We start from the raw sequence: 18,025 nt of genomic DNA on the forward strand, positions 1-18,025 counted from the left end.
GACATCCATCTGAGAAAAGGGAAAATTCCTGGGCTGCGGCGGCAGCGTAGCATTGGATGACGCCCATCCAGCGGCATGACATCCAGATCATCGTTCCCACGCGCGTGGGAACGTTCTCAAAACACCGACCACCCAATCCGCTCACTCAACAACTCCAACGCCTTGATCCCCGCCAGTGAGTTCCCCGCCGCGTTCAACTCCGGCGACCACACGCACACGGTAAATTGCCCCGGCACCACCGCGACAATGCCGCCGCCGACCCCGCTCTTGCCCGGCAAGCCCACGCGATAAGCAAAATTCCCCGCCTCGTCATACAGCCCGCTGGTGGCCATGATCGAGTTGACTTGCTTGGTCTGGCGCGCGGTGAGGATCTGTTCGCCGCTGTGGGCACTCGTGCCCTCGTTGGCGAGGAAACTGAACGCCTTGGCCAAGTCCAGGCAGCTCATCTGTAAGGCGCAGTAGTTGAAGTAGCTATGCAGCACCGCATCCACGTCATTGTGGAAGTTGCCGAAGGATTTCATCAGGTAGGCCATGGCCGCATTGCGCGCGCCGTGCTGGGCTTCGGAGTCGGCGACGACGCTGTTGACCAGGATCTGCGGGTTGCCCGACAGGCGCCGAACGAAGTCGCGCATCGACAGAATCGGCACCGCAAAGCGTGATTGGTTGATGTCGCAGATCACCAGCGCACCGGCATTGATGAAGGGGTTACGCGGGCGACCGCGTTCGAATTCCAATTGCACCAACGAGTTGAACGGTTGCCCCGACGGCTCGTGGCCCAAGCGTTCCCAGATGGATTCGCCGCCATGGTCGATGGCCTGCACCAGGCTGAACACCTTGGAAATGCTCTGCACCGAGAACAGCGTATCGGCATCTCCGGCGCGGTAGGCCGAACCGTCGTTGCCATACACGGCGATGCCCAGTTGGTTGGCCGGTACATCGGCCAGCGCGGGAATGTAGTCGGCGACTTTGCCGAGGCCGATCAGTGGGCGCACTTCGTCGAGGATCGACTCCAGCAGCGCCTGCATGTCTTGTCCTGTCATCTGTCTTTGAATCAGTGGAAAGCGGGGTGCGGAGGATACTTCAATGGGCGCGGAAGCCCCACACAATCTCCACAACCCGCTCGGCCACCACCAGATAAACCAAGATCAACAACAGCTGCAATGCCAAGTGATAACGCAGCTTGGCCAGCCGGCGAATGCCGTCGCTGACGTTCAACAGCATCAACACCGTGGACAGGATGATCAGCCCCCAGCCCGCCACGTTTGACGCGAACATGCCGATAAAGAGTTCACGTTGCCCGAGCAGCGTATTGGTGCCCGCCGCGAACAGCAGCGCGCACACCAGCAGGTTTTTAACATTGTCGAAGATCTGAGTGCTCAGGTCATTTTCCAGCAGGGCCACATACCGCTTCCATAACGTGTGCATGAGTCATTACCGGGTGGGGATCGCTCGTCAATCAAAGTAGTCCATATGCCCGTACACTGCACCGCTGCGCTCACTCCACGAGGACTTTGCATGAAATTAATGATTGGCCTGGCCGCTTTACTGCTGGTATCGGCATGCACCACGACCCCGCCCGCTCAGGACGCTGCAGCGTCCACCTGCCTGGCGGGCGGCGGCACCATGAAGCAAGTCGGCAAGCTGCAAAGCTGGAAGTGCATCACGCCATATAAGGACGCAGGCAAGGCGTGCACCGACTCCAGTCAGTGTGAAGGCGAGTGCCAGACCAGTGTCACCACCCAGTCCGGCAACGGCCCGGTGACCGGCGCGTGCCAGGTAGATAACGGCCACTTCGGCTGCTCGGCGACGGTAGAGAAAGGCAAGCTGGGCCGGGCGATCTGCGTGGACTGAGCCACACCACCGACCCCATTCGGCGCGCGGGGGCAGCGAAACGGACGTGTATTGCTTGATGATCGAAGCCGCGCACCCGCCCATGGCCCAGTTGTTCCAGCGGGCAGGAAGCGGCTGAAAGCATCCTAAGCTCAGATCGAAAGAGTATTTATCGAATGGTTTTTAGATCATTAAGCTCAGGGCTATTTCGTTGAAGATCGAGCCCACCATGTCCCTTCGTCGTCCACTCGCCGCTGTATTAGGATTGCTGGCCTTTTCCGTTGCCTTTAGTGCGCAAGCCCAGGAAACCGTGCGCATCGGCTACCAGAAATCCTCCACGCTGATCACCCTGCTGAAGACCCAAGGTACCCTGGAGAAAGCCCTCAAGGCTGACAACATCGCCGTGAGCTGGCACGAATTCCCCAGCGGCCTGCCGCTGCTGGAGGCGCTGAATGTCGGCAACGTCGACATCAGCGCCGACGTGGCCGACACCGTGCCGATCTTCGCCCAGGCGGCCCAGGCCAAACTCACCTACTTCGCCCAGGAAGCGCCCTCGCCTTCGGCCCAGGCCATCGTGGTGCGCAAGGACTCGCCGATCCAACAGTTGGCGGACTTGAAGGGTAAGAAAATCGCGGTGACCAAGGCTGCCGGCACTCACTATTTGTTGATCGCCGCCCTGAATAAAGCTGGCCTGGCGTTCTCGGATATCGAACCGGCTTACCTGTCGCCAGCCGATGGCCGCGCGGCGTTCGAAAACAACAAAGTCGACGCCTGGGTCACCTGGGAACCCTTCCTCACCAGCGTGCAGCGCCAACTGCCGACCCGCACCCTGGCCGATGGCGCAGGCCTCGCCAGTTACAAGCGCTATTACCTGACCGGCACGCCCTACGCCAAGGCGCACCCAGAAGTGTTGAAGGTGGTGTATGGGGAATTGGAAAGGACCGGCAAGTGGGTGAAAGCCCATCCGCAAGAAGCGGCGAAAGTGCTCGGCCCGCTGTGGGGCAACCTGGACGTGGCCACGGTGGAAGCGGCGAACGCGCACCGCAGTTATCAGGTGCAGCCAGTGACGGTGGATCAGTTGGGTGAGCAGCAGAAGATCGCCGATGCGTTCTTCAAGGCGGGGTTGTTGCCGAAGGCGGTGGATGCCAAGGATGTGCAGACCTGGCGGCCTTGAAGGCTGGTGTGATCTAAATGTGGGAGGGGCGGTGCGACGATTCGACTTGCGCCCGATGACCATGGGTATCTAAACAACTTTTCAGACGCTGACAAATATCCCTGTGGCGAGCGGGCTTGTCCCGCGTTGGGCTGCAAAGCAGCCCCAGTCAAGAAGAATGCGGTGTATCAGACACTCTGTTGAGGCTGGTTTTGGGGCTGCTACGCAGCCCAACGCGGGACAAGCCCGCTCGCCACAACAGCCCTATCTGCCGGACGTTCAGTGTTGAGTCAACGTTATGTAGATCCCTATGCTCATCGGCGGCAAGTCGAATCGTCGCACCGCCCCTCCCACAGTGGGTTTGCATATGCCGTTAGAGGAGTGTTCGGGCTAAAGCCTTTTTCCACTCTGCATAACGCCCTGCCATTGCGGGGTCATCCTGCGGCTCAAACCGCTCGCGCTGGCGCTCCAACTGCCCCAGCGCCGTATCACTCGCCCACACGCCCAACGCCCGTCCCGCCAGGTGCGCTGCGCCCAGCGCCGACACCTCCGGCGACAGGCTGCGCACCACCGGGCGTTGCAGCAGGTTGGCAAGGAACTGCATCAGCCAGCGATTGCGCGTGGCACCGCCGTCCACCCACAGTTCCTTCAAAGGACTGCCGATGTCTTGTTGCATCGCCTCAAACACATCGCGAATCTGATAGCCGATGGATTCCAGCGAGGCGCGCAGGATGTGCGCGCCGGACGTGGCTTCGGTCAACCCGCAGATCAGCCCACGGGCGTCGGCCTTCCAGTGCGGTGCGCCGAGGCCCGACAGCGCCGGGACAAAATATACGCCGCCGTTATCCGGCAGTTGCGCAGCCTGTTCGGTCAAGGCATCCAGGGATTCGCCAGCCACCAAGCGAGACGCCCACTGCACGGCAGCGCCGGTATGGACGATATTGCCCTCCATGCCGAAGGTGGGTTGGCTGCCGTCATGCCAGGCCAATGTGGTGGACAAGCCATGGGTGGACGCAATCGGGCCGCTCATGGGCGTCATCAAGGACGAACCGGTGCCGAGGGTGGCCTTGACCAGACCCGGCGCAAAACCGCCCTGCCCGTACAGCGCGGCATGGGAGTCGCCAATCATCGACATCACCGGGATACCGGCGGGCAAGCCGCCCACGGCGACGGTTTCGGCGAAGAACCCGGCGCTCGGCTGGATCGGCGCCAAGGCCGCAGCAGGAATGCCGAACAGTGCCAAAAGCTCAGGATCCCAGGCGCAGGAGTGCAGGTTGAACAACTGAGTGCGTGCGGCGTTGGAATAGTCAGTGGCGAACACCTGGCCGCCGCTGAGTTGCCACAACAGCCAGCTGTCGACCGTGCCCAGGCAAATATCACCCGCAGCAGCGCGGGCGTGACCATTGTCCAGGTTGTCGAGAATCCAGCGAAATTTGCCCGCCGAGAACATCGGGTCCAACGCCAGCCCGGTCTTTTCCAGGATCAGCGCTTCATGACCCTGCGCATGCAGTTGCGTGCATAACGCCGTAGAGCGTCGGCACTGCCAACTGATGCACGGCGACAATGGCTCACCGGTATGCCTATCCCAAGCCACCACCGATTCACGCTGGTTGCTGATCGCGAGCGCAGTGATCGGCCGATCTACCTGGGCCAGGCACTCTTCAATCGCAGCCAACGTGTTTTGCCAGATCAGCAGCGGGTCCTGCTCGGAAAACCCGGCCTGGGGATGACTGATGCTCAAGGGCCGCGAACCGCGCGCGATCACCTGGCCCAGTTCGTTGACCAGCACCGCCTTGGCGTTGCTGGTGCCTTCATCTATCGCAAGGATCAGCGGGGTGTTGTTATTCATTGATTTCACCGCAACCGAGTGGCAGCCGCCACGATCCCAGCCGCGTCGATGTTATGCAAGGCGCGGGTCGGTTCGCGGGCGCCGGCGGCGGCGTATTCGCCATCGCCGATACCCAGGCGGATCAGGGCAATGCCCAACCCAGCTTCGGCCAGCACTTCAGCGACCAGGCTGCCGACGCCGCCATTAACGTTGTGTTCTTCCACGCTGATGACGGCGCGGGTGCCGCTCAAGGCGCTGAGCAATACATCACGCTGCAAGGGCCGGATCGACGACAGGTTGATCACCTGAGCCTGGATGCCCTGCTCCGCCAGCAAGGCCGCAGCATCGACCGCTTCATGCACCACCGAGCCCAGGGCCACGATGCTAACGTCCGCGCCCTGGCGCAGGATATCTACCTGGCCGGGTTTGAATTGGTAGTCGGCACCGTGAACATCCGGCAAGGCTTTACCATCGAGACGGATATACACCGGGCCGTGGTAACGCAGCGCGTAATCGACGATCTGCCGACACTCGACGGCATCCGCCGGGGCAAAAATCTGCACATTGCCGAAGCCGCGCATCACAGAAATATCGTCAAGGCTGTGGTGGGTGCTGGCCAACGGGCCATAGCTGGTACCGGCGTTCAGACCGAACATTTTCACATTGGCCTGGTTGTAGCAGACGTCCACCTTGATCTGCTCATTGGCGCGAGAGATTAGAAACGGCGCCGCATTGCAGGTGGCTGCAATCTTGCCGCCCAGCGCCAGCCCCGCCGCGACGCTGACCAAGGACTGCTCGGCAATCCCGACATTGATCAACCGCTCTGGAAAGCGCTGCACAAACGGACCGATCTTGGCCGTCGACGTGGAGTCGCTGACCACTGGCACAACGTCCAACCCGGCGTCGACTGCATCAATAAAGGCCTGCACCATGACACTCGCCAAATGTTCACTCGCCATGGTTCAACTCCTCCAGTGCTGCATTGATTTCATCGCCCTTCGGCACACGGTGGTGCCATTCAGGGCGGGCTTCGATAAACGACACGCCCTTGCCTTTGATGGTGTGGGCGATCAGCACCTGGGGCGCGCCGGTTTGGGTCTGCATGGTTTCCAGGGTTTCGATCAACTGGCCCACGTCGTTGCCATCGCATTCGCTGACGGTGAAGCCGAAGGCGGCCCATTTCACGTCCAGTGGGTCGAGCGGCATGATCTCGGCGGTCAGGCCGGCCAGTTGCAGTTTGTTCTTGTCGACGATCACAAACAGGTTATCCAACCCGTACTTGGCTGCCGCCATGGCGGCTTCCCAATTGGAGCCTTCGGCCAGTTCGCCGTCGCCGGTCAGCACGTAGATGCGTTTTTTGCTGCCGGACATCTTTGCCGCCAATGCCAGCCCCACTGCCACTGGCAAGCCGTGGCCAAGGGCGCCGGTGTTGAGTTCGATGCCGGGGGTTTTCTGGCGTACCGGATGGCCGGGCAAATGGGAATTGAAGTGCTGGTAAGTGGGCAACCATTCAGTGGGGATATAGCCCGCCTGTGCCAGGCAGCAATACAACCCCCCCACGCCATGGCCCTTGCTCTGGATATAGATATCGCGATCAGGGTCTTCAGTGCGTTCCGGGCCGGTATTGAGGATGCGGAAGTACAGAGTGGCGAGGATGTCGGTTTCCGACAGGTCCGCTCCGGTGTGACCGCCCGCCGGTGAATCGGCGTTGAGGTGGATCACATGGCGGCGGATCAGGCGGGCCTGTTCCTTGATCTGGTGGGCGTCGTACTGGAAGGCATTCATGCAGCGGCTCCTGTGGGGCTGACCACGTGAGGTGAAAGTGTCCAAAGCTGTGTTTGAATATTTATTCAGCAGTGACAATATATTTCTATTTAGACGCTGATCGTCCGCGCGGTCAAGTGAGCGATCCACGGAAAAACGAAATAAATAGAAGAAACATCCCTCGGACAAACGGGCAAAATCCCACACGGGCTGGTCTATCCCGTGGCTTTGCCCGTGGTGAAAGCGCCGGTTTAGAGGCATACCTGAAAAATTAAGCGCTTGACTTTGCCACGGTGTCACTGGAATCTGAATTAACAGTCAGGCACGCATAAATATTCAAACGGCCTGAAAGCACTCCAAAAAAAATAAATCAGGAGAACACTGTGGACGCCAAAGCTATTGTCCAGCACCCGGCCGAACTCAAGCCGCCACCCCGCCCACGTATTGTGAAACTGCTGCCCAGCAACATCGGCGGCCCGTTGATCGGGCTGGTGTTGCTGGTGCTGGTCTTCTCCTTCAGTTCCGAATTCTTCTTCTCCTTGCGTAATGGCCTGAACATCCTCGATCAGGTCACGGTGCTGGGCATCCTGGCGATCGGCATGACAGCGGTGATCGTCATCGGCGGCATCGACCTGTCGGTAGGCTCGGTGCTGGCCTTCTCGATGATGATGCTCGGCTGGCTCTACCAGGATCAGGCAGTGCCGCTGGGCTTCGCGATTCCGATCTCGATTGCCACCGGGATGCTCGCCGGGCTGGTGTCCGGCGCGTTGATCACCTACGCCAAGCTGCCGCCCTTTATTGCCACACTGACCATGATGTCGGTGGCCCGTGGCCTGGCGAATATCCTCACCGAAGGCCGGCAGATCGTCGGCTACCCGGAGTGGTTCACCAGCCTGGCCACGGTGCGGCACTTCGGCTTTCTCTCGGCAACCGTCGGGCTGTTTCTGGTGATGCTGCTGGTGGCGTGGGTGTTCCTGCGCTTTCGTGCCGGCGGCCGCAACCTCTACGCCATGGGCGGCAGCCCTGAAGTGGCGCGCCTGTCCGGCATCAAGGTGCGTGCGATTACCTTGTGGGTGTACGCCATCAGCGGCGCGCTGGCCGGCATCGCCGCCGTGACCCTGGCGGCGCGCCTCGACTCTTCCCAACCCAGTGCCGGCCTCAGCCTGGAACTGGACGCTATTGCCGCCGTGGTGATTGGCGGCGCCAGCCTCAGCGGCGGCGTCGGCAGCATCGGCGGCACCCTGGTGGGTGTGCTGATCATTGGCGTGTTGCGCAATGGCCTCAACCTGCTGGGCGTTTCCCCGTTTATTCAACAAGTGGTGATCGGCGTGGTCATCGCCCTCGCCGTGACCATCGACACCCTGCGACGCCGTTCCAGTACTGCCCGTTAAACCTGTTCGACAGTTGACACCCTCCAACAATAAAACCAGGAGTCACCGACATGTTCAGCCCCAAGAAACTGCTTATCGCCACTGCTCTGGCGGCCGCGACCCTTACCGCTGCCGGCACCACCTGGGCCAAGGACCTGACCATCGGCCTGGCCGTGGCCAACCTGCAGGCCGACTTCTTCAACCAGATCAAGCAATCGGTGGAAGCCGAGGGCAAGGCCAAGGGGATCAAGGTGATCACCGTGGACGCCCAAGGCAACTCCTCGACCCAGGTCAGCCAGATTGAAGACCTGATCACCCGCCAGATCGACGTGCTGATCTACATCCCCGCCGGTGCTACCGCCGCCGGTGTGCCCGTCAAAGCCGCCAAGGCCGCCGGTATCCCGGTGATCGCCGTGGACCGCAACGCCCCCGACGCACCAGGCGACACCTTTATCGCCAGCGACAGCGTGGCCGGCGCCAAGACCCTGGCCGAGTACGTGGGCAAGATCACCGACGGCAAAGGCCGCATTGCGATCCTGCAAGGCCAACTCGGGACCACGCCGGAGAATGATCGCGCCAAGGGTTTCGAGGAGGGCCTGAAAGCCTTCCCGGACCTCAAGGTCGTGGCCCAGCAACCCGCCGAATGGGCTCAGGACAAAGGCTTCGCCGTGGCCCAGGACCTGCTCCAGCGTGATCCGAATATCACCGTATTCTTTGGCCGCGCCGATGCGATGGCCCTGGGCGCTGCCCAAGCGGTGAAGGTCGGCAACCTGGATCACAAGGTCGTGGTCGTCGGTTTTGACGGCGACGTCGCCGGGCTCAAGGCCGTCGAAAGCGGCGTGCTCAACGCCACCATGACTCAGCAGACCCAGAAAATGGGGCGCCTGGCCGTGGCCTCGGCGATTGACCTCAAAGCCGGCAAAGCCGTGCCCAAGGAGCAACTGCTGCCCACCGTGCTGACCACCAAAGAAAACGTCGCGCCGTTCCTGCAACAGCATCCGTAAGCCTTGGAGGTCGTCATGCAAGCAGCAGCTCTGGATAGCAGCGCCGATGCGGTGCTGTGCCTGCGCAATATCAGCAAAGCCTACGGCCCGGTGCAGGTGTTGTCCCAGGTCAATGTGGATATTCGCCGCGGTGAAGTGCTGGCCCTGCTCGGTGAAAACGGTGCCGGTAAGTCGACCTTGTCGTCGATCATCGCAGGCCTCGTGCAACCCGAAGCTGGCGGCAGCATGACCTGGCTCGGCGCGCCGTATGCACCCGCCTCGCCGGGTGCGGCACTGGGCGCAGGTATCGGCCTGATCCACCAGGAAATCCGTCTGCTGCCGCAATTGTCGATCGCCGAGAACATCTTCGTCGGTCGCCTGCCCATGCGTTACGGGCGGGTCGATCGCGACTACATCGAGGCCCAGGCGCAGATCCAACTGGAACGCCTGGGGCTCAACGTGCCGGCGTCGCGCAAGGTCGAAGGCCTGAGTGTGGCGGCCCAGCAATTGGTGGAAATCGCCAAGGCGCTGACCTTGAAGGCCAGCTTGCTGATTCTCGATGAACCCACCGCAGCGCTGGGCGCTGAAGAAACCGAGTTGCTGTTCAAGCAGGTGGAACGACTGAAAGCAGAAGGCGTGTCGTTTATCTATATCAGCCATCGCCTGGAAGAAATCGCGCGCATCGCCGACCGCGTGCTGGTGCTGCGCGACGGTCGTCAGATCGCCCTGCATGCCACCGCGCAAGTGCCGGTGCGCGAGCTGGTGGAACAGATGGTCGGGCGCAGCCTGGAGCGGATTTTCCCCGCGCTGCAGGCGCCGCAGGAGCAGGTGATGTTGCAGGTCAAAGACCTGACCTGCCGCGAATTCGCCTTGCATGGCATCGACTTCAGCGTGCGTGCCGGCGAAGTGTTCGGCATTGCCGGCGTGGTCGGCGCCGGGCGTACGGAGCTGGTGCGCACCATTGCCGGTGCGGCCCAGGACATCAAGGGCCAGATGGTGCTGGACGGTGAAGTGCGCCAGCTGCGCAGCCCGTTTGAAGCGATTCAGGCCGGTGTAGTGCTGGTACCTGAAGACCGCAAACAGCAAGGCGTAGTCGTGGAACATCGCATCGAAGACAACCTGGTCTACGGCAACACCGACCTGCTGGACAAACGCGGTTGGGTGCTCCCTGCCCCGCTGCGTGAGTTCGCCCGAACGGCGGTGGCGCGGCTCGGCGTGAAAGGTTCGCCGCAGTCGCGGATTTCCAGTTTGTCCGGCGGCAACCAGCAGAAAGTGATCATCGCCAAGTGGCTGGCACGCAACCCCAAGGTGTTCATCCTCGATGAGCCGACACGCGGCATCGACGTGGGTGCACGGGCGGCGATCTATGAAGTGATCGCGGATTTGGCGGCCAAGGGCATGGCGGTGATTGTGGTCAGTTCCGACCTGGATGAAGTGCTGGGGTTGTCCCATCGGGTGATGGTGATGAGCCGAGGACGGCAGATGGGGATTCTGGAGCGTGGCGAGGCCACACCGGTGTCGGTGATGGAAATGGCCACCGCATAACCAAACACCTACACAGATCCAACTGTGGGAGGGGGCTTGCCCCCGATGAGGGAGTGTCAGTAGAAGCATCTGTCACTGAACCACTGCTATCGGGAGCAAGTCGAGTCGTCGCACCGCCCCTCCCACACGGGTCCACTGTGATTTCAAATAACGGAGTTATCCATGCAGCTTTTCAGTCTTCAGGGCCAAGTGGCCTTTGTCACCGGCGCCGGCAGCGGCATCGGCCAAGCCATCGCTGTCGGGCTGGCCGAAGCCGGCGCAGATGTTGCTTGCTTTGATCTTCCGGGCAGCCCCGGCATTGCCAGCACGGTCGAGCGCATCCAGGCTCTGGGCCGGCGTGCCCTGGCCCTCAGCGGCACCGTCACCGAGCGCGCCGCCCTGGATGCAGCCGTCGCGCAAACCGAACAAGAACTCGGCCCACTCAGCGTGGCGGTCAACTGCGCCGGCATCGCCAACGCCCAGGCCGCCGAAGACCTCGAACTGCAACGCTGGCAAACCACACTGGACATCAACCTCACCGGCATCTTCCTCAGCTGCCAGGCCCAGGCCGCCGTGATGTTGCCGCGTGGCAAAGGTGCCATCGTCAACATCGCCTCCATGTCCGGCAGCATCGTCAACCGTGGCCTGTTGCAGGCGCACTACAACACCTCCAAGGCTGGGGTGATCCACCTGAGCAAAAGCCTGGCGATGGAATGGGCCGACAAGGGCCTGCGCGTCAACTGCATCAGCCCCGGCTACACCGCCACGCCGATGAACTCGCGCCCGGAAGTCGCCGACCAGGTGAAGATCTTTGAACAGACCACGCCCATGGGCCGTATGGCCAGCGTGGAAGAAATGGTCGGCCCGGCAATTTTCCTGGTCAGCCAGGCGTCATCTTTCTGCACCGGTGTCGACCTGTTGGTCGATGGCGGCTTTGTGTGCTGGTAAGGAGTCTTGTGATGTCGCAACGTTTCAGCGGTAAAACCGTAGTGATCACCGGCGCCTGCCGTGGCATTGGTGCCGGCATAGCCGAGCGCTTCGCTCAGGAAGGCGCCAACCTGGTGCTGGCCTCCAACGACCTGGAGCGCGTGACCTTCACCGCCGACCAACTGGCCCAGGAATACGGCGTGAGCGCCCTCGCCCTCGGCATCGACGTCACCAACGAAAGCGATATCGAGAAGCTCTACCGCGAAGGCCACGCCCGCTTCGGCAGCATCGACGTGTCGGTGCAGAACGCCGGCATCATCACCATCGACCACTACGACAAAATGCCCCGCGCTGATTTCGATAAGGTGCTTCAGGTCAACACCACCGGCGTGTGGCTGGGGTGCAGGGAAGCGGCCAAGTACATGGTCAACCAAGGCAGCGGGCGGTTGATCAACACCTCGTCCGGGCAAGGTCGCCAGGGCTTTATCTACACACCGCACTACGCCGCCAGCAAAATGGGCGTGATCGGCATCACCCAAAGCCTGTCCCTGGAACTGGCGCCGCATAACATAACGGTCAACGCATTCTGCCCCGGCATCATCGAAAGCGAGATGTGGGACTACAACGACCGCGTGTGGGGCGAGATCCTCAGCACCGACGAAAAACGCTACGGCAAGGGTGAATTGATGGCCGAGTGGGTCAAGAACATCCCCCTGCGCCGTGCCGGCAAACCCTCGGATGTGGCGGGTCTGGTGGCGTTCCTGGCCTCGGATGACGCGGCGTACCTGACCGGCCAGGCGATCAATATCGACGGCGGCCTGATCATGTCGTAAGGGTTTGGTATCCTCACGGCCATTGTGTCAATAACTGAGGCTTTCATGAGCCAGATCGAAGAACAGCGCCTGATCACCAAGATCGCGAGCCTCTATTACGAAGAAGGGCTCAAGCAGTCCGAAATCTCCACGCAGCTGGACCTGTCCCAGTCCTTTATCAGCCGCGCCCTGCGCCGGGCGCTGCAGGAAGGCGTAGTGAAGATCAGCGTGATGCGCCTGCAAGGCCTGCACCTGGAACTGGAAACCCAACTGCAACGTCGCTACGGCGTGCGCCGGGTGATCGTGGTGGAAGCCACCGAGCCCGGCAACGACGAAAGCATCAAGCAAGCCATCGGCTCGGCCGCTGCACACTACCTGGAAACCAGCCTGTCGCCCCAGGACCATATCGGCATTTCATCATGGAGCAGCACCATTCGCGCCATGGTCGGCCACCTGCATGCGCAGTCGGGCAAGCAAGGCGCCGAGGAAGTGGTGCAACTGCTCGGTGGCGTCGGCAACAAAGGCGCGTTCGAAGCCACCTTGCTGACCCAACGCCTGGCCACCCTGCTCAACTGCCCGGCGTATTTGCTGCCGTCCCAAAGCATTGAGCAATCGGTGCAGAGCAAGCAGCGCATCGTGCAGATGGAAGAGGTCAAGGAAGTGCTGCAACGCTTTGACAGCATCACCCTGGCGATCGTCGGCATCGGCGACCTGGAGCCCTCGCAATTGCTGCGCAACAGCGGCAACTACTACACCGAAGACATGCTGCGCCTGCTGGCCGAGCGCGGTGCGGTGGGCGATATCTGCCTGCGCTACTTCGATGCCCAGGGCAAGCCGGTGCTGGAAGAAGATGAAGAATTCGTGGTGTCGGTGGCACTGCCCAAGCTGCGCTCAATCCACCGCGTGCTCGGCCTGGCCGGCGGGCTGAACAAGGTCCAGGCAATACGCGGCGCGCTCAAGGGCGGCTACCTGGACATCCTGATCACCGACCTGGATACCGCACAGGCCCTCAACCAATAACCTATTTTTTGGAGACAGCCGCTCATGACGTCCAAGCTCGAACAACTCAAGCAATTCACCACCGTGGTCTGCGACACCGGCGACCTGGAAGCCATCAGCCGCCTGCGCCCTGTCGACGCCACCACTAACCCGTCACTGCTGCTCAAAGCCGCTGCGATCCCGGAATACGCCGAATTGCTGCGCAATGCGGTGTCGTCATCCAAAGGCGATGTAGGCCTGGCGTGTGACCGCTTCGCGGTGTCAGTGGGCTGCGGCATTCTCAAGGTGATTCCGGGGCGCATCTCCACTGAAGTCGACGCGCGTCTGTCCTTCGATGAAGACGCGCTGTGGGCCAAGGCCAACCAATTGATCGCCCTGTACGACCAGGCCGGCGTCGGCCGCGACCGCGTGCTGATCAAACTGGCCTCCACCTGGGAAGGCATCCGCACCGCCGAACGCCTGGAAAAATCCGGCATCCAGACCAACCTCACCCTGCTGTTCTCCTTCGCCCAGGCTCAGGCCTGCGCCGACGCTGGCGTGTTCCTGATCTCGCCGTTCGTGGGCCGCATCTACGACTGGTACCGCAAGAGCACAGGCCTGGACTACACCGGGGCTGAAGACCCAGGCGTGCAGTCGGTGACGCGCATCTACAACTACTACAAAGCCAACGCCATCCCGACCGTGGTGATGGGCGCCAGCTTCCGTACCCTCAGCCAGATCGAACAACTGGCCGGCTGTGATCGCCTGACCATCAGCCCGGACTTGCTGCAAAAACTGGCTGAAGACAACGGGCCGCTGGAACGCAAGCTGCAACCTGGGGCGGCCGGTGAAGCGCGCCAACCGTTGACCGAAGCGCAGTTTCGCTGGGCGTCGAATGAAGATGCAATGGCCACCGAAAAACTGGCCGAAGGCATTCGCCAGTTTGCGCGGGATCAGGAGAAGTTGGAGGCGCTGTTGGCTGGGCTGTAACGCCGTCAACCTGTAGGAGCGAGCTGGCTCGCTCCTGCATCAGCTTTGTGCCACACCCGTGCCGAACCTGCGAATCGCCAGGCAATACCCGATCAACGCCACCGCCGCCAGCATCCCCCCCGCCACGCCAATCCAGGCGAAACCGAAGTGACTGCCGACCCAACTGCCCATCAGGGCGCCGCCGCCAATGCCGATGTTGTAGATGCCGGAGAACATCGCCATGGCCACGTCAGTGGCGTCCGGCGCCAGTACCAGCACTTTGGATTGCATGGCCAGGCCGAAGCCCATGATCGCCATACCCCAGAAAATGCTCAGGATCACCAGGTACGACTCGGCGCCGCTCAAGGGCAGCATCAGCGTGAGGCACGCGGCTAGGATAAACACCGCGCCGACCACAAACAGGTGCGGGTTGAAGCGGTGCACCAGGCTGAACAGCAACGAGCCGATGATGCCCGCGCCGCCGAAGACCAGCAGGATCAGGGTCACGGCGCTGCCATCCATCCCGGCCACGCCTTCGACGAAGGGTTCGATGTAGCTGTAGGCGGTGAACTGCGCGGTCACCGTGAGCGCGGTGAGCACGTAAAGCGCCACCAGCGCCGGGCGCTTGAACAGCAGCGGCAGGCTGCGCAGTGAGCCGGAGTTCTGGCTCGGCAACGGCGGCAACGTGCGTGCCAGCCAGAACACGAGAGCGGCGGCGAAAGCGCCGATCACCAGGAAGGTAGTGCGCCAGCCCATGGCCTCGCCGAGCAGACGCCCCAGAGGAATCCCCAACACCATCGCCAATGACGTACCGGTGGCCAGCAACCCGAGGGCTTGCACTTGTTTGCCCTCCGGCGCCAGGCGCACCGCGAGGGACGCGGTGATCGACCAGAACAACGCATGGGACAAGGCAATGCCGATCCGGCTGACCATCAACAAGCCAAAACTGTTGGCCACGCTGGAAAGGATATGGCTGAGGATAAACATGCCGAACAGCACGATCAGCAATTTGCGCCGCTCGACGTTACGGGTCAGCAGCATCACCGGCAGTGAGGTCAGGGACACGATCCAGGCGTAGATGGTGAGCATCAGGCCGACGCTGGACACGGGCATGTCGAAGCTGGCACCAATGGCGCTCAGCAGGCCGACCGGTACGAATTCGGTGGTATTGAACACAAACGCGGCCAGCGCAAGGGCGATGACCGGTTGCCAGTTGGCTTGGGGGGTTGCGGCTGAAATGCTCATTGAAAGGCGAGGTACTCTGGCGATGATCAAACGGCCACCCAGGACAAGCGCCGCCGCTTGGCATTCTATAGGTTTCTCGGCTGGCTGTTGACGCCGATACCCCTCAAGACACCCTCAGTTTTGTCACGGTGTGGTCACAGTGACGACGTACTTGCCCGACACAATCGGCTGGCCGGAGCTGTCTACCAGCACATACCGCTGATCGTGATCACGCCCAAGGCCGCTGTCTGCAACAGGCGATAGCCGGGGAACGGCGACACCCGCCACCGGCATCAAACTGCGCACGTCGAAGCGATTGGCACGACCGGAAGCGACACAGCCCTTGCCTTCCGTCACCAGCCCACTGCGCGCATTTGTCGCACACCCTGGCTCGACGATGCTGCCACTGAACGCGATGGTGCCCTGCCCCACGGACTGCGCCGCGCCGCATGTACTTGCCCATAGGCCGAGGAGGCCTGCGATTACCGAAATACCTTTACTGCTCATGCCGACACTCCTTCTTGGGCCAGTAAGCAGTAAGTCGCCGGGCTGAGCAGTAACTTGAGGTTATTCGTCGGTTTGAATCAAGGATCCACCTGCGCCATCAACTCCGGAACGCTTTCAGGACGCTTGGCATACCGCTGCGCTAACGCCGCGCAGACCATCAACTGGATCTGGTGAAACAGCATCAACGGCAAAATCAACACCCCCATGCTCGCCCCGGCAAACAGCACTTGTGCCATGGGTACGCCGGTGGCCAGGCTCTTCTTCGAACCGCAGAACAAAATGGTGATCCGGTCTTCCTGATTGAAGCCAAACGCTTTGCCCAGCACGCTCGACGCCACCAGCACCAAGGCCAGCAACACGCAGCAGGCCACCACCAGACCGCCCAGTTCCCACAGTGGGATCTGATGCCAGATGCCTTCGTTGACCGCTTCGCTGAATGCGCCGTAGACCACCAGCAGGATCGAGCCTTGGTCGACGAATTTGAGCCAGGCCTTATTGCGGCCCACCCACTCGCCGATCCAGCGCCGCGCGATTTGCCCGGCGATAAAAGGCAGCAGCAGTTGCACGCTGATTTTCAGGATGGCATTCACCGTGGAGCTGCCTTCGCCGTGCACGTTAAGCAATAACGTCACCAGCAGCGGCGTAAGGAAGATACCGAACAGGCTCGACGCCGCCGCGCTGCAAATCGCCGCCGGGATATTGCCCCGCGCCAGCGAAGTGAAGGCAATCGCCGATTGCACGGTGGCCGGCAAGGCGCAGAGGTAAAGCATGCCCATGTACAGGTCTTTGCCGATCAGCGGCGACAGCACCGGCTTGAGCGCCAGGCCCAACAAGGGGAACAGCACGAAGGTCAGGCTGAACACCAGCAAGTGCAGGCGCCAGTGGCCAGCCCCGGCAACGATGGCCTGGCGCGACAGCTTGGCGCCATGCAGGAAGAACAGCAGCGCGATGGCCAGGTTGGTGACCCAACCGAAGGCTACGGCGGTCTGGCCGCTGGCGGGCAGCAAGGAAGCGAGGATCACCGTGGCGATCAGGGTCAGGGTGAAGTTGTCGGGCAGAAAACGAGGGCGTGTCATAAGCGGATCTTCCAGGGGTTGCCAAGAGCGTCACCGCGACTCTAACGTAACGGCTTGTTACCGACTAACGCCAATGAGCCAGTAAATGCCGCCTAAAGGACATGACAAAACGGTGCGCCGCAGCATCCCCGGGCTGTCCAGCCTGCCACGGCCGGTGTACGGGCGCACCGAATCCTTGCCCAATCGCGCGTTGACCCGGCGCCACAGTCACCCGTGGGTGCAATTGTCTTACGCGATTTCAGGCGTGCTGGAGATCCAGACCAGCGCCGGCCGCTTTGTCGCGCCGCCGCAGCGGGCGGTGTGGATCCCGGCGGGCATGCCGCACCGCGTGTTCAGCTCGCCCCACACCGAAATGCGCAGCCTGTACCTCGATTGCAGCGTGACCGCTTGGGCCTCGGAGTGTTGCCACGTGCTGGAGGTGAGCAGCCTGTTGCGCGAATTGATCCGCAGCTTCAGCGAGCTGCCGGTGGAATATGCCGAGGACGGTCCCGAGGGGCGCCTGGCCCAAGTGGTACTCGACCAACTCGCCGCCGCGCCCCAAGTGGATTTGATGCTGCCACTGCCCCTCGACCCACGTTTACGACAGATCTACCGCAGCTTGAACCTGCGCCCGGAGCAACAGACCACACTGGGGCAATGGAGCGAAAAACTGGGGCTTAGCGAAAAGACGCTCAGCCGCTTGTTTTTGAAGGATACCGGCCTGACCTTCCGCGCCTGGCGCCAGCGCCTACGCCTGCTGAGCGCCCTGCCCGCCCTGGAGCAAGGCGAGCGCGTGACGGATGTGGCGCTGGGGTGTGGGTATGAGTCGACGTCGGCGTTTATCAATGCGTTTCGCCAGCAGTTTGATGCGACGCCGGGGGAGTTCTTTCGGTGACGCCTCAGGCACTGAAGGTCGAATGTGGGCGGGGGCGATTCACACAATCAAAAGCGCAGATCAACAGACCGCTGACTTCGTCAGTGAAAAGGATGTAAAAGCCAGAGCAAAAGCAGAGCAAAAGCAGAGCAAAAGCAGAACTGCAGGCTAGGACCTATCTGTCTGATCTATGGAGATCAAACTGTGGGAGGGGGCTTGCTCCCGAT

At 61.6% G+C, this 18,025-nt stretch carries 18 protein-coding genes; 10 read left to right on the forward strand and 8 right to left on the reverse strand.

Going from position 1 to position 18,025, the window contains the following annotated elements; translation table 11 throughout:
• Nucleotides 1–116 precede the first annotated feature (116 nt).
• On the reverse strand, nt 117–1,025 hold the full coding sequence (glsB, locus tag BW43_RS07375) for a glutaminase B (RefSeq protein ID WP_032889526.1): 909 nt from the start codon (nt 1,023–1,025) through the stop codon (nt 117–119).
• Between the two features lie 55 nt (nt 1,026–1,080).
• The gene (locus BW43_RS07370; protein ID WP_032889529.1) at nt 1,081–1,425 is read right to left on the reverse strand and encodes a hypothetical protein; all 345 of its coding nucleotides are present in this window, start codon (nt 1,423–1,425) and stop codon (nt 1,081–1,083) included.
• A 90-nt stretch (nt 1,426–1,515) separates the two neighbouring features.
• Between BW43_RS07370 and BW43_RS07365 the strand changes: the two genes are divergently transcribed.
• Together BW43_RS07365 and BW43_RS07360 are read left to right on the forward strand one after the other, a co-directional pair.
• A complete protein-coding gene (locus BW43_RS07365) occupies nt 1,516–1,851 on the forward strand; it encodes a hypothetical protein (protein WP_032889532.1) in 336 nt (111 codons plus the stop codon).
• A 208-nt stretch (nt 1,852–2,059) separates the two neighbouring features.
• Nucleotides 2,060–3,004 carry an aliphatic sulfonate ABC transporter substrate-binding protein gene (locus BW43_RS07360; RefSeq protein WP_032889534.1) on the forward strand — a complete coding sequence of 315 codons (945 nt, stop codon included), beginning with the start codon at nt 2,060–2,062 and terminating at the stop codon, nt 3,002–3,004.
• Between the two features lie 352 nt (nt 3,005–3,356).
• On the opposite strand, the gene BW43_RS07355 is transcribed toward BW43_RS07360, so the two are convergent.
• Genes BW43_RS07355 through BW43_RS07345 form a run of 3 tightly spaced genes read right to left on the reverse strand, consistent with a single transcriptional unit; the run spans nt 3,357 to nt 6,596 of the window.
• The gene (locus BW43_RS07355) at nt 3,357–4,832 is read right to left on the reverse strand and encodes an FGGY family carbohydrate kinase (RefSeq protein ID WP_032889537.1); all 1,476 of its coding nucleotides are present in this window, start codon (nt 4,830–4,832) and stop codon (nt 3,357–3,359) included.
• A 5-nt stretch (nt 4,833–4,837) separates the two neighbouring features.
• Nucleotides 4,838–5,770: a transketolase family protein gene (locus BW43_RS07350; RefSeq protein WP_032889540.1), complete on the reverse strand. Its 933-nt coding sequence runs from the start codon at nt 5,768–5,770 to the stop codon at nt 4,838–4,840.
• Nucleotides 5,760–6,596, reverse strand: coding sequence for a transketolase (locus tag BW43_RS07345; RefSeq protein WP_032889543.1), 837 nt, complete (start codon nt 6,594–6,596; stop codon nt 5,760–5,762). The genes BW43_RS07350 and BW43_RS07345 overlap by 11 nt, the downstream gene beginning before the upstream one ends.
• Nucleotides 6,597–6,958: 362 nt before the next feature.
• Here BW43_RS07345 and BW43_RS07340 point away from each other — a divergent pair, with 362 nt between their 5' ends.
• The 7 genes from BW43_RS07340 to tal all read left to right on the forward strand — a co-directional run bounded on the left by BW43_RS07340 (nt 6,959) and on the right by tal (nt 14,159).
• Nucleotides 6,959–7,966: an ABC transporter permease gene (locus BW43_RS07340; RefSeq protein WP_050442857.1), complete on the forward strand. Its 1,008-nt coding sequence runs from the start codon at nt 6,959–6,961 to the stop codon at nt 7,964–7,966.
• Nucleotides 7,967–8,016: 50 nt separating this feature from the next.
• A complete protein-coding gene (locus BW43_RS07335) occupies nt 8,017–8,949 on the forward strand; it encodes a sugar ABC transporter substrate-binding protein (RefSeq protein WP_032889545.1) in 933 nt (310 codons plus the stop codon).
• A gap of 15 nt (nt 8,950–8,964) precedes the next feature.
• The gene (locus tag BW43_RS07330; protein ID WP_032889548.1) at nt 8,965–10,473 is read left to right on the forward strand and encodes a sugar ABC transporter ATP-binding protein; all 1,509 of its coding nucleotides are present in this window, start codon (nt 8,965–8,967) and stop codon (nt 10,471–10,473) included.
• 147 nt (nt 10,474–10,620) lie between these two features.
• On the forward strand, nt 10,621–11,400 hold the full coding sequence (locus BW43_RS07325; RefSeq protein ID WP_256226794.1) for an SDR family oxidoreductase: 780 nt from the start codon (nt 10,621–10,623) through the stop codon (nt 11,398–11,400).
• Between the two features lie 11 nt (nt 11,401–11,411).
• A complete protein-coding gene (locus BW43_RS07320; RefSeq protein ID WP_032889552.1) occupies nt 11,412–12,212 on the forward strand; it encodes an SDR family oxidoreductase in 801 nt (266 codons plus the stop codon).
• Between the two features lie 45 nt (nt 12,213–12,257).
• Nucleotides 12,258–13,211, forward strand: a complete 954-nt coding sequence (locus BW43_RS07315) for a sugar-binding transcriptional regulator (protein WP_032889554.1) — start codon at nt 12,258–12,260, stop codon at nt 13,209–13,211.
• A 24-nt stretch (nt 13,212–13,235) separates the two neighbouring features.
• Nucleotides 13,236–14,159 carry a transaldolase gene (tal, locus tag BW43_RS07310; RefSeq protein ID WP_032889556.1) on the forward strand — a complete coding sequence of 308 codons (924 nt, stop codon included), beginning with the start codon at nt 13,236–13,238 and terminating at the stop codon, nt 14,157–14,159.
• Between the two features lie 39 nt (nt 14,160–14,198).
• Here the strand turns inward: tal and BW43_RS07305 are convergent, their stop codons facing one another.
• The 3 genes from BW43_RS07305 to BW43_RS07295 all read right to left on the reverse strand — a co-directional run bounded on the left by BW43_RS07305 (nt 14,199) and on the right by BW43_RS07295 (nt 16,945).
• A complete protein-coding gene (locus BW43_RS07305; protein WP_032889558.1) occupies nt 14,199–15,383 on the reverse strand; it encodes a sugar transporter in 1,185 nt (394 codons plus the stop codon).
• Nucleotides 15,384–15,506: 123 nt separating this feature from the next.
• The gene (locus BW43_RS07300; RefSeq protein WP_032889560.1) at nt 15,507–15,869 is read right to left on the reverse strand and encodes a type 1 fimbrial protein; all 363 of its coding nucleotides are present in this window, start codon (nt 15,867–15,869) and stop codon (nt 15,507–15,509) included.
• Between the two features lie 77 nt (nt 15,870–15,946).
• A complete protein-coding gene (locus tag BW43_RS07295) occupies nt 15,947–16,945 on the reverse strand; it encodes a bile acid:sodium symporter family protein (RefSeq protein WP_032889562.1) in 999 nt (332 codons plus the stop codon).
• 85 nt (nt 16,946–17,030) lie between these two features.
• Here BW43_RS07295 and BW43_RS07290 point away from each other — a divergent pair, with 85 nt between their 5' ends.
• Nucleotides 17,031–17,819: a helix-turn-helix domain-containing protein gene (locus BW43_RS07290; protein ID WP_032889564.1), complete on the forward strand. Its 789-nt coding sequence runs from the start codon at nt 17,031–17,033 to the stop codon at nt 17,817–17,819.
• Nucleotides 17,820–18,025 lie beyond the last annotated feature (206 nt).

The sequence above is a fragment of the Pseudomonas sp. RIT357 genome, from assembly GCF_000632245.1.
Lineage (GTDB): Bacteria > Pseudomonadota > Gammaproteobacteria > Pseudomonadales > Pseudomonadaceae > Aquipseudomonas > Aquipseudomonas sivasensis.

What these genes read in the sequence shown, in the direction of transcription:
- glsB (WP_032889526.1), bottom strand. Translation starts at nt 1,025, where the DNA reads ATGCAGGCGCTGCTGGAGTCGATCCTCGACGAAGTGCGCCCACTGATC.
- BW43_RS07370 (WP_032889529.1), bottom strand. Translation starts at nt 1,425, where the DNA reads ATGCACACGTTATGGAAGCGGTATGTGGCCCTGCTGGAAAATGACCTG.
- BW43_RS07365 (WP_032889532.1), top strand. Translation starts at nt 1,516, where the DNA reads ATGAAATTAATGATTGGCCTGGCCGCTTTACTGCTGGTATCGGCATGC.
- BW43_RS07360 (WP_032889534.1), top strand. Translation starts at nt 2,060, where the DNA reads ATGTCCCTTCGTCGTCCACTCGCCGCTGTATTAGGATTGCTGGCCTTT.
- BW43_RS07355 (WP_032889537.1), bottom strand. Translation starts at nt 4,832, where the DNA reads ATGAATAACAACACCCCGCTGATCCTTGCGATAGATGAAGGCACCAGC.
- BW43_RS07350 (WP_032889540.1), bottom strand. Translation starts at nt 5,770, where the DNA reads ATGGCGAGTGAACATTTGGCGAGTGTCATGGTGCAGGCCTTTATTGAT.
- BW43_RS07345 (WP_032889543.1), bottom strand. Translation starts at nt 6,596, where the DNA reads ATGAATGCCTTCCAGTACGACGCCCACCAGATCAAGGAACAGGCCCGC.
- BW43_RS07335 (WP_032889545.1), top strand. Translation starts at nt 8,017, where the DNA reads ATGTTCAGCCCCAAGAAACTGCTTATCGCCACTGCTCTGGCGGCCGCG.
- BW43_RS07330 (WP_032889548.1), top strand. Translation starts at nt 8,965, where the DNA reads ATGCAAGCAGCAGCTCTGGATAGCAGCGCCGATGCGGTGCTGTGCCTG.
- BW43_RS07320 (WP_032889552.1), top strand. Translation starts at nt 11,412, where the DNA reads ATGTCGCAACGTTTCAGCGGTAAAACCGTAGTGATCACCGGCGCCTGC.
- BW43_RS07315 (WP_032889554.1), top strand. Translation starts at nt 12,258, where the DNA reads ATGAGCCAGATCGAAGAACAGCGCCTGATCACCAAGATCGCGAGCCTC.
- tal (WP_032889556.1), top strand. Translation starts at nt 13,236, where the DNA reads ATGACGTCCAAGCTCGAACAACTCAAGCAATTCACCACCGTGGTCTGC.
- BW43_RS07305 (WP_032889558.1), bottom strand. Translation starts at nt 15,383, where the DNA reads ATGAGCATTTCAGCCGCAACCCCCCAAGCCAACTGGCAACCGGTCATC.
- BW43_RS07300 (WP_032889560.1), bottom strand. Translation starts at nt 15,869, where the DNA reads ATGAGCAGTAAAGGTATTTCGGTAATCGCAGGCCTCCTCGGCCTATGG.
- BW43_RS07295 (WP_032889562.1), bottom strand. Translation starts at nt 16,945, where the DNA reads ATGACACGCCCTCGTTTTCTGCCCGACAACTTCACCCTGACCCTGATC.
- BW43_RS07290 (WP_032889564.1), top strand. Translation starts at nt 17,031, where the DNA reads ATGCCGCCTAAAGGACATGACAAAACGGTGCGCCGCAGCATCCCCGGG.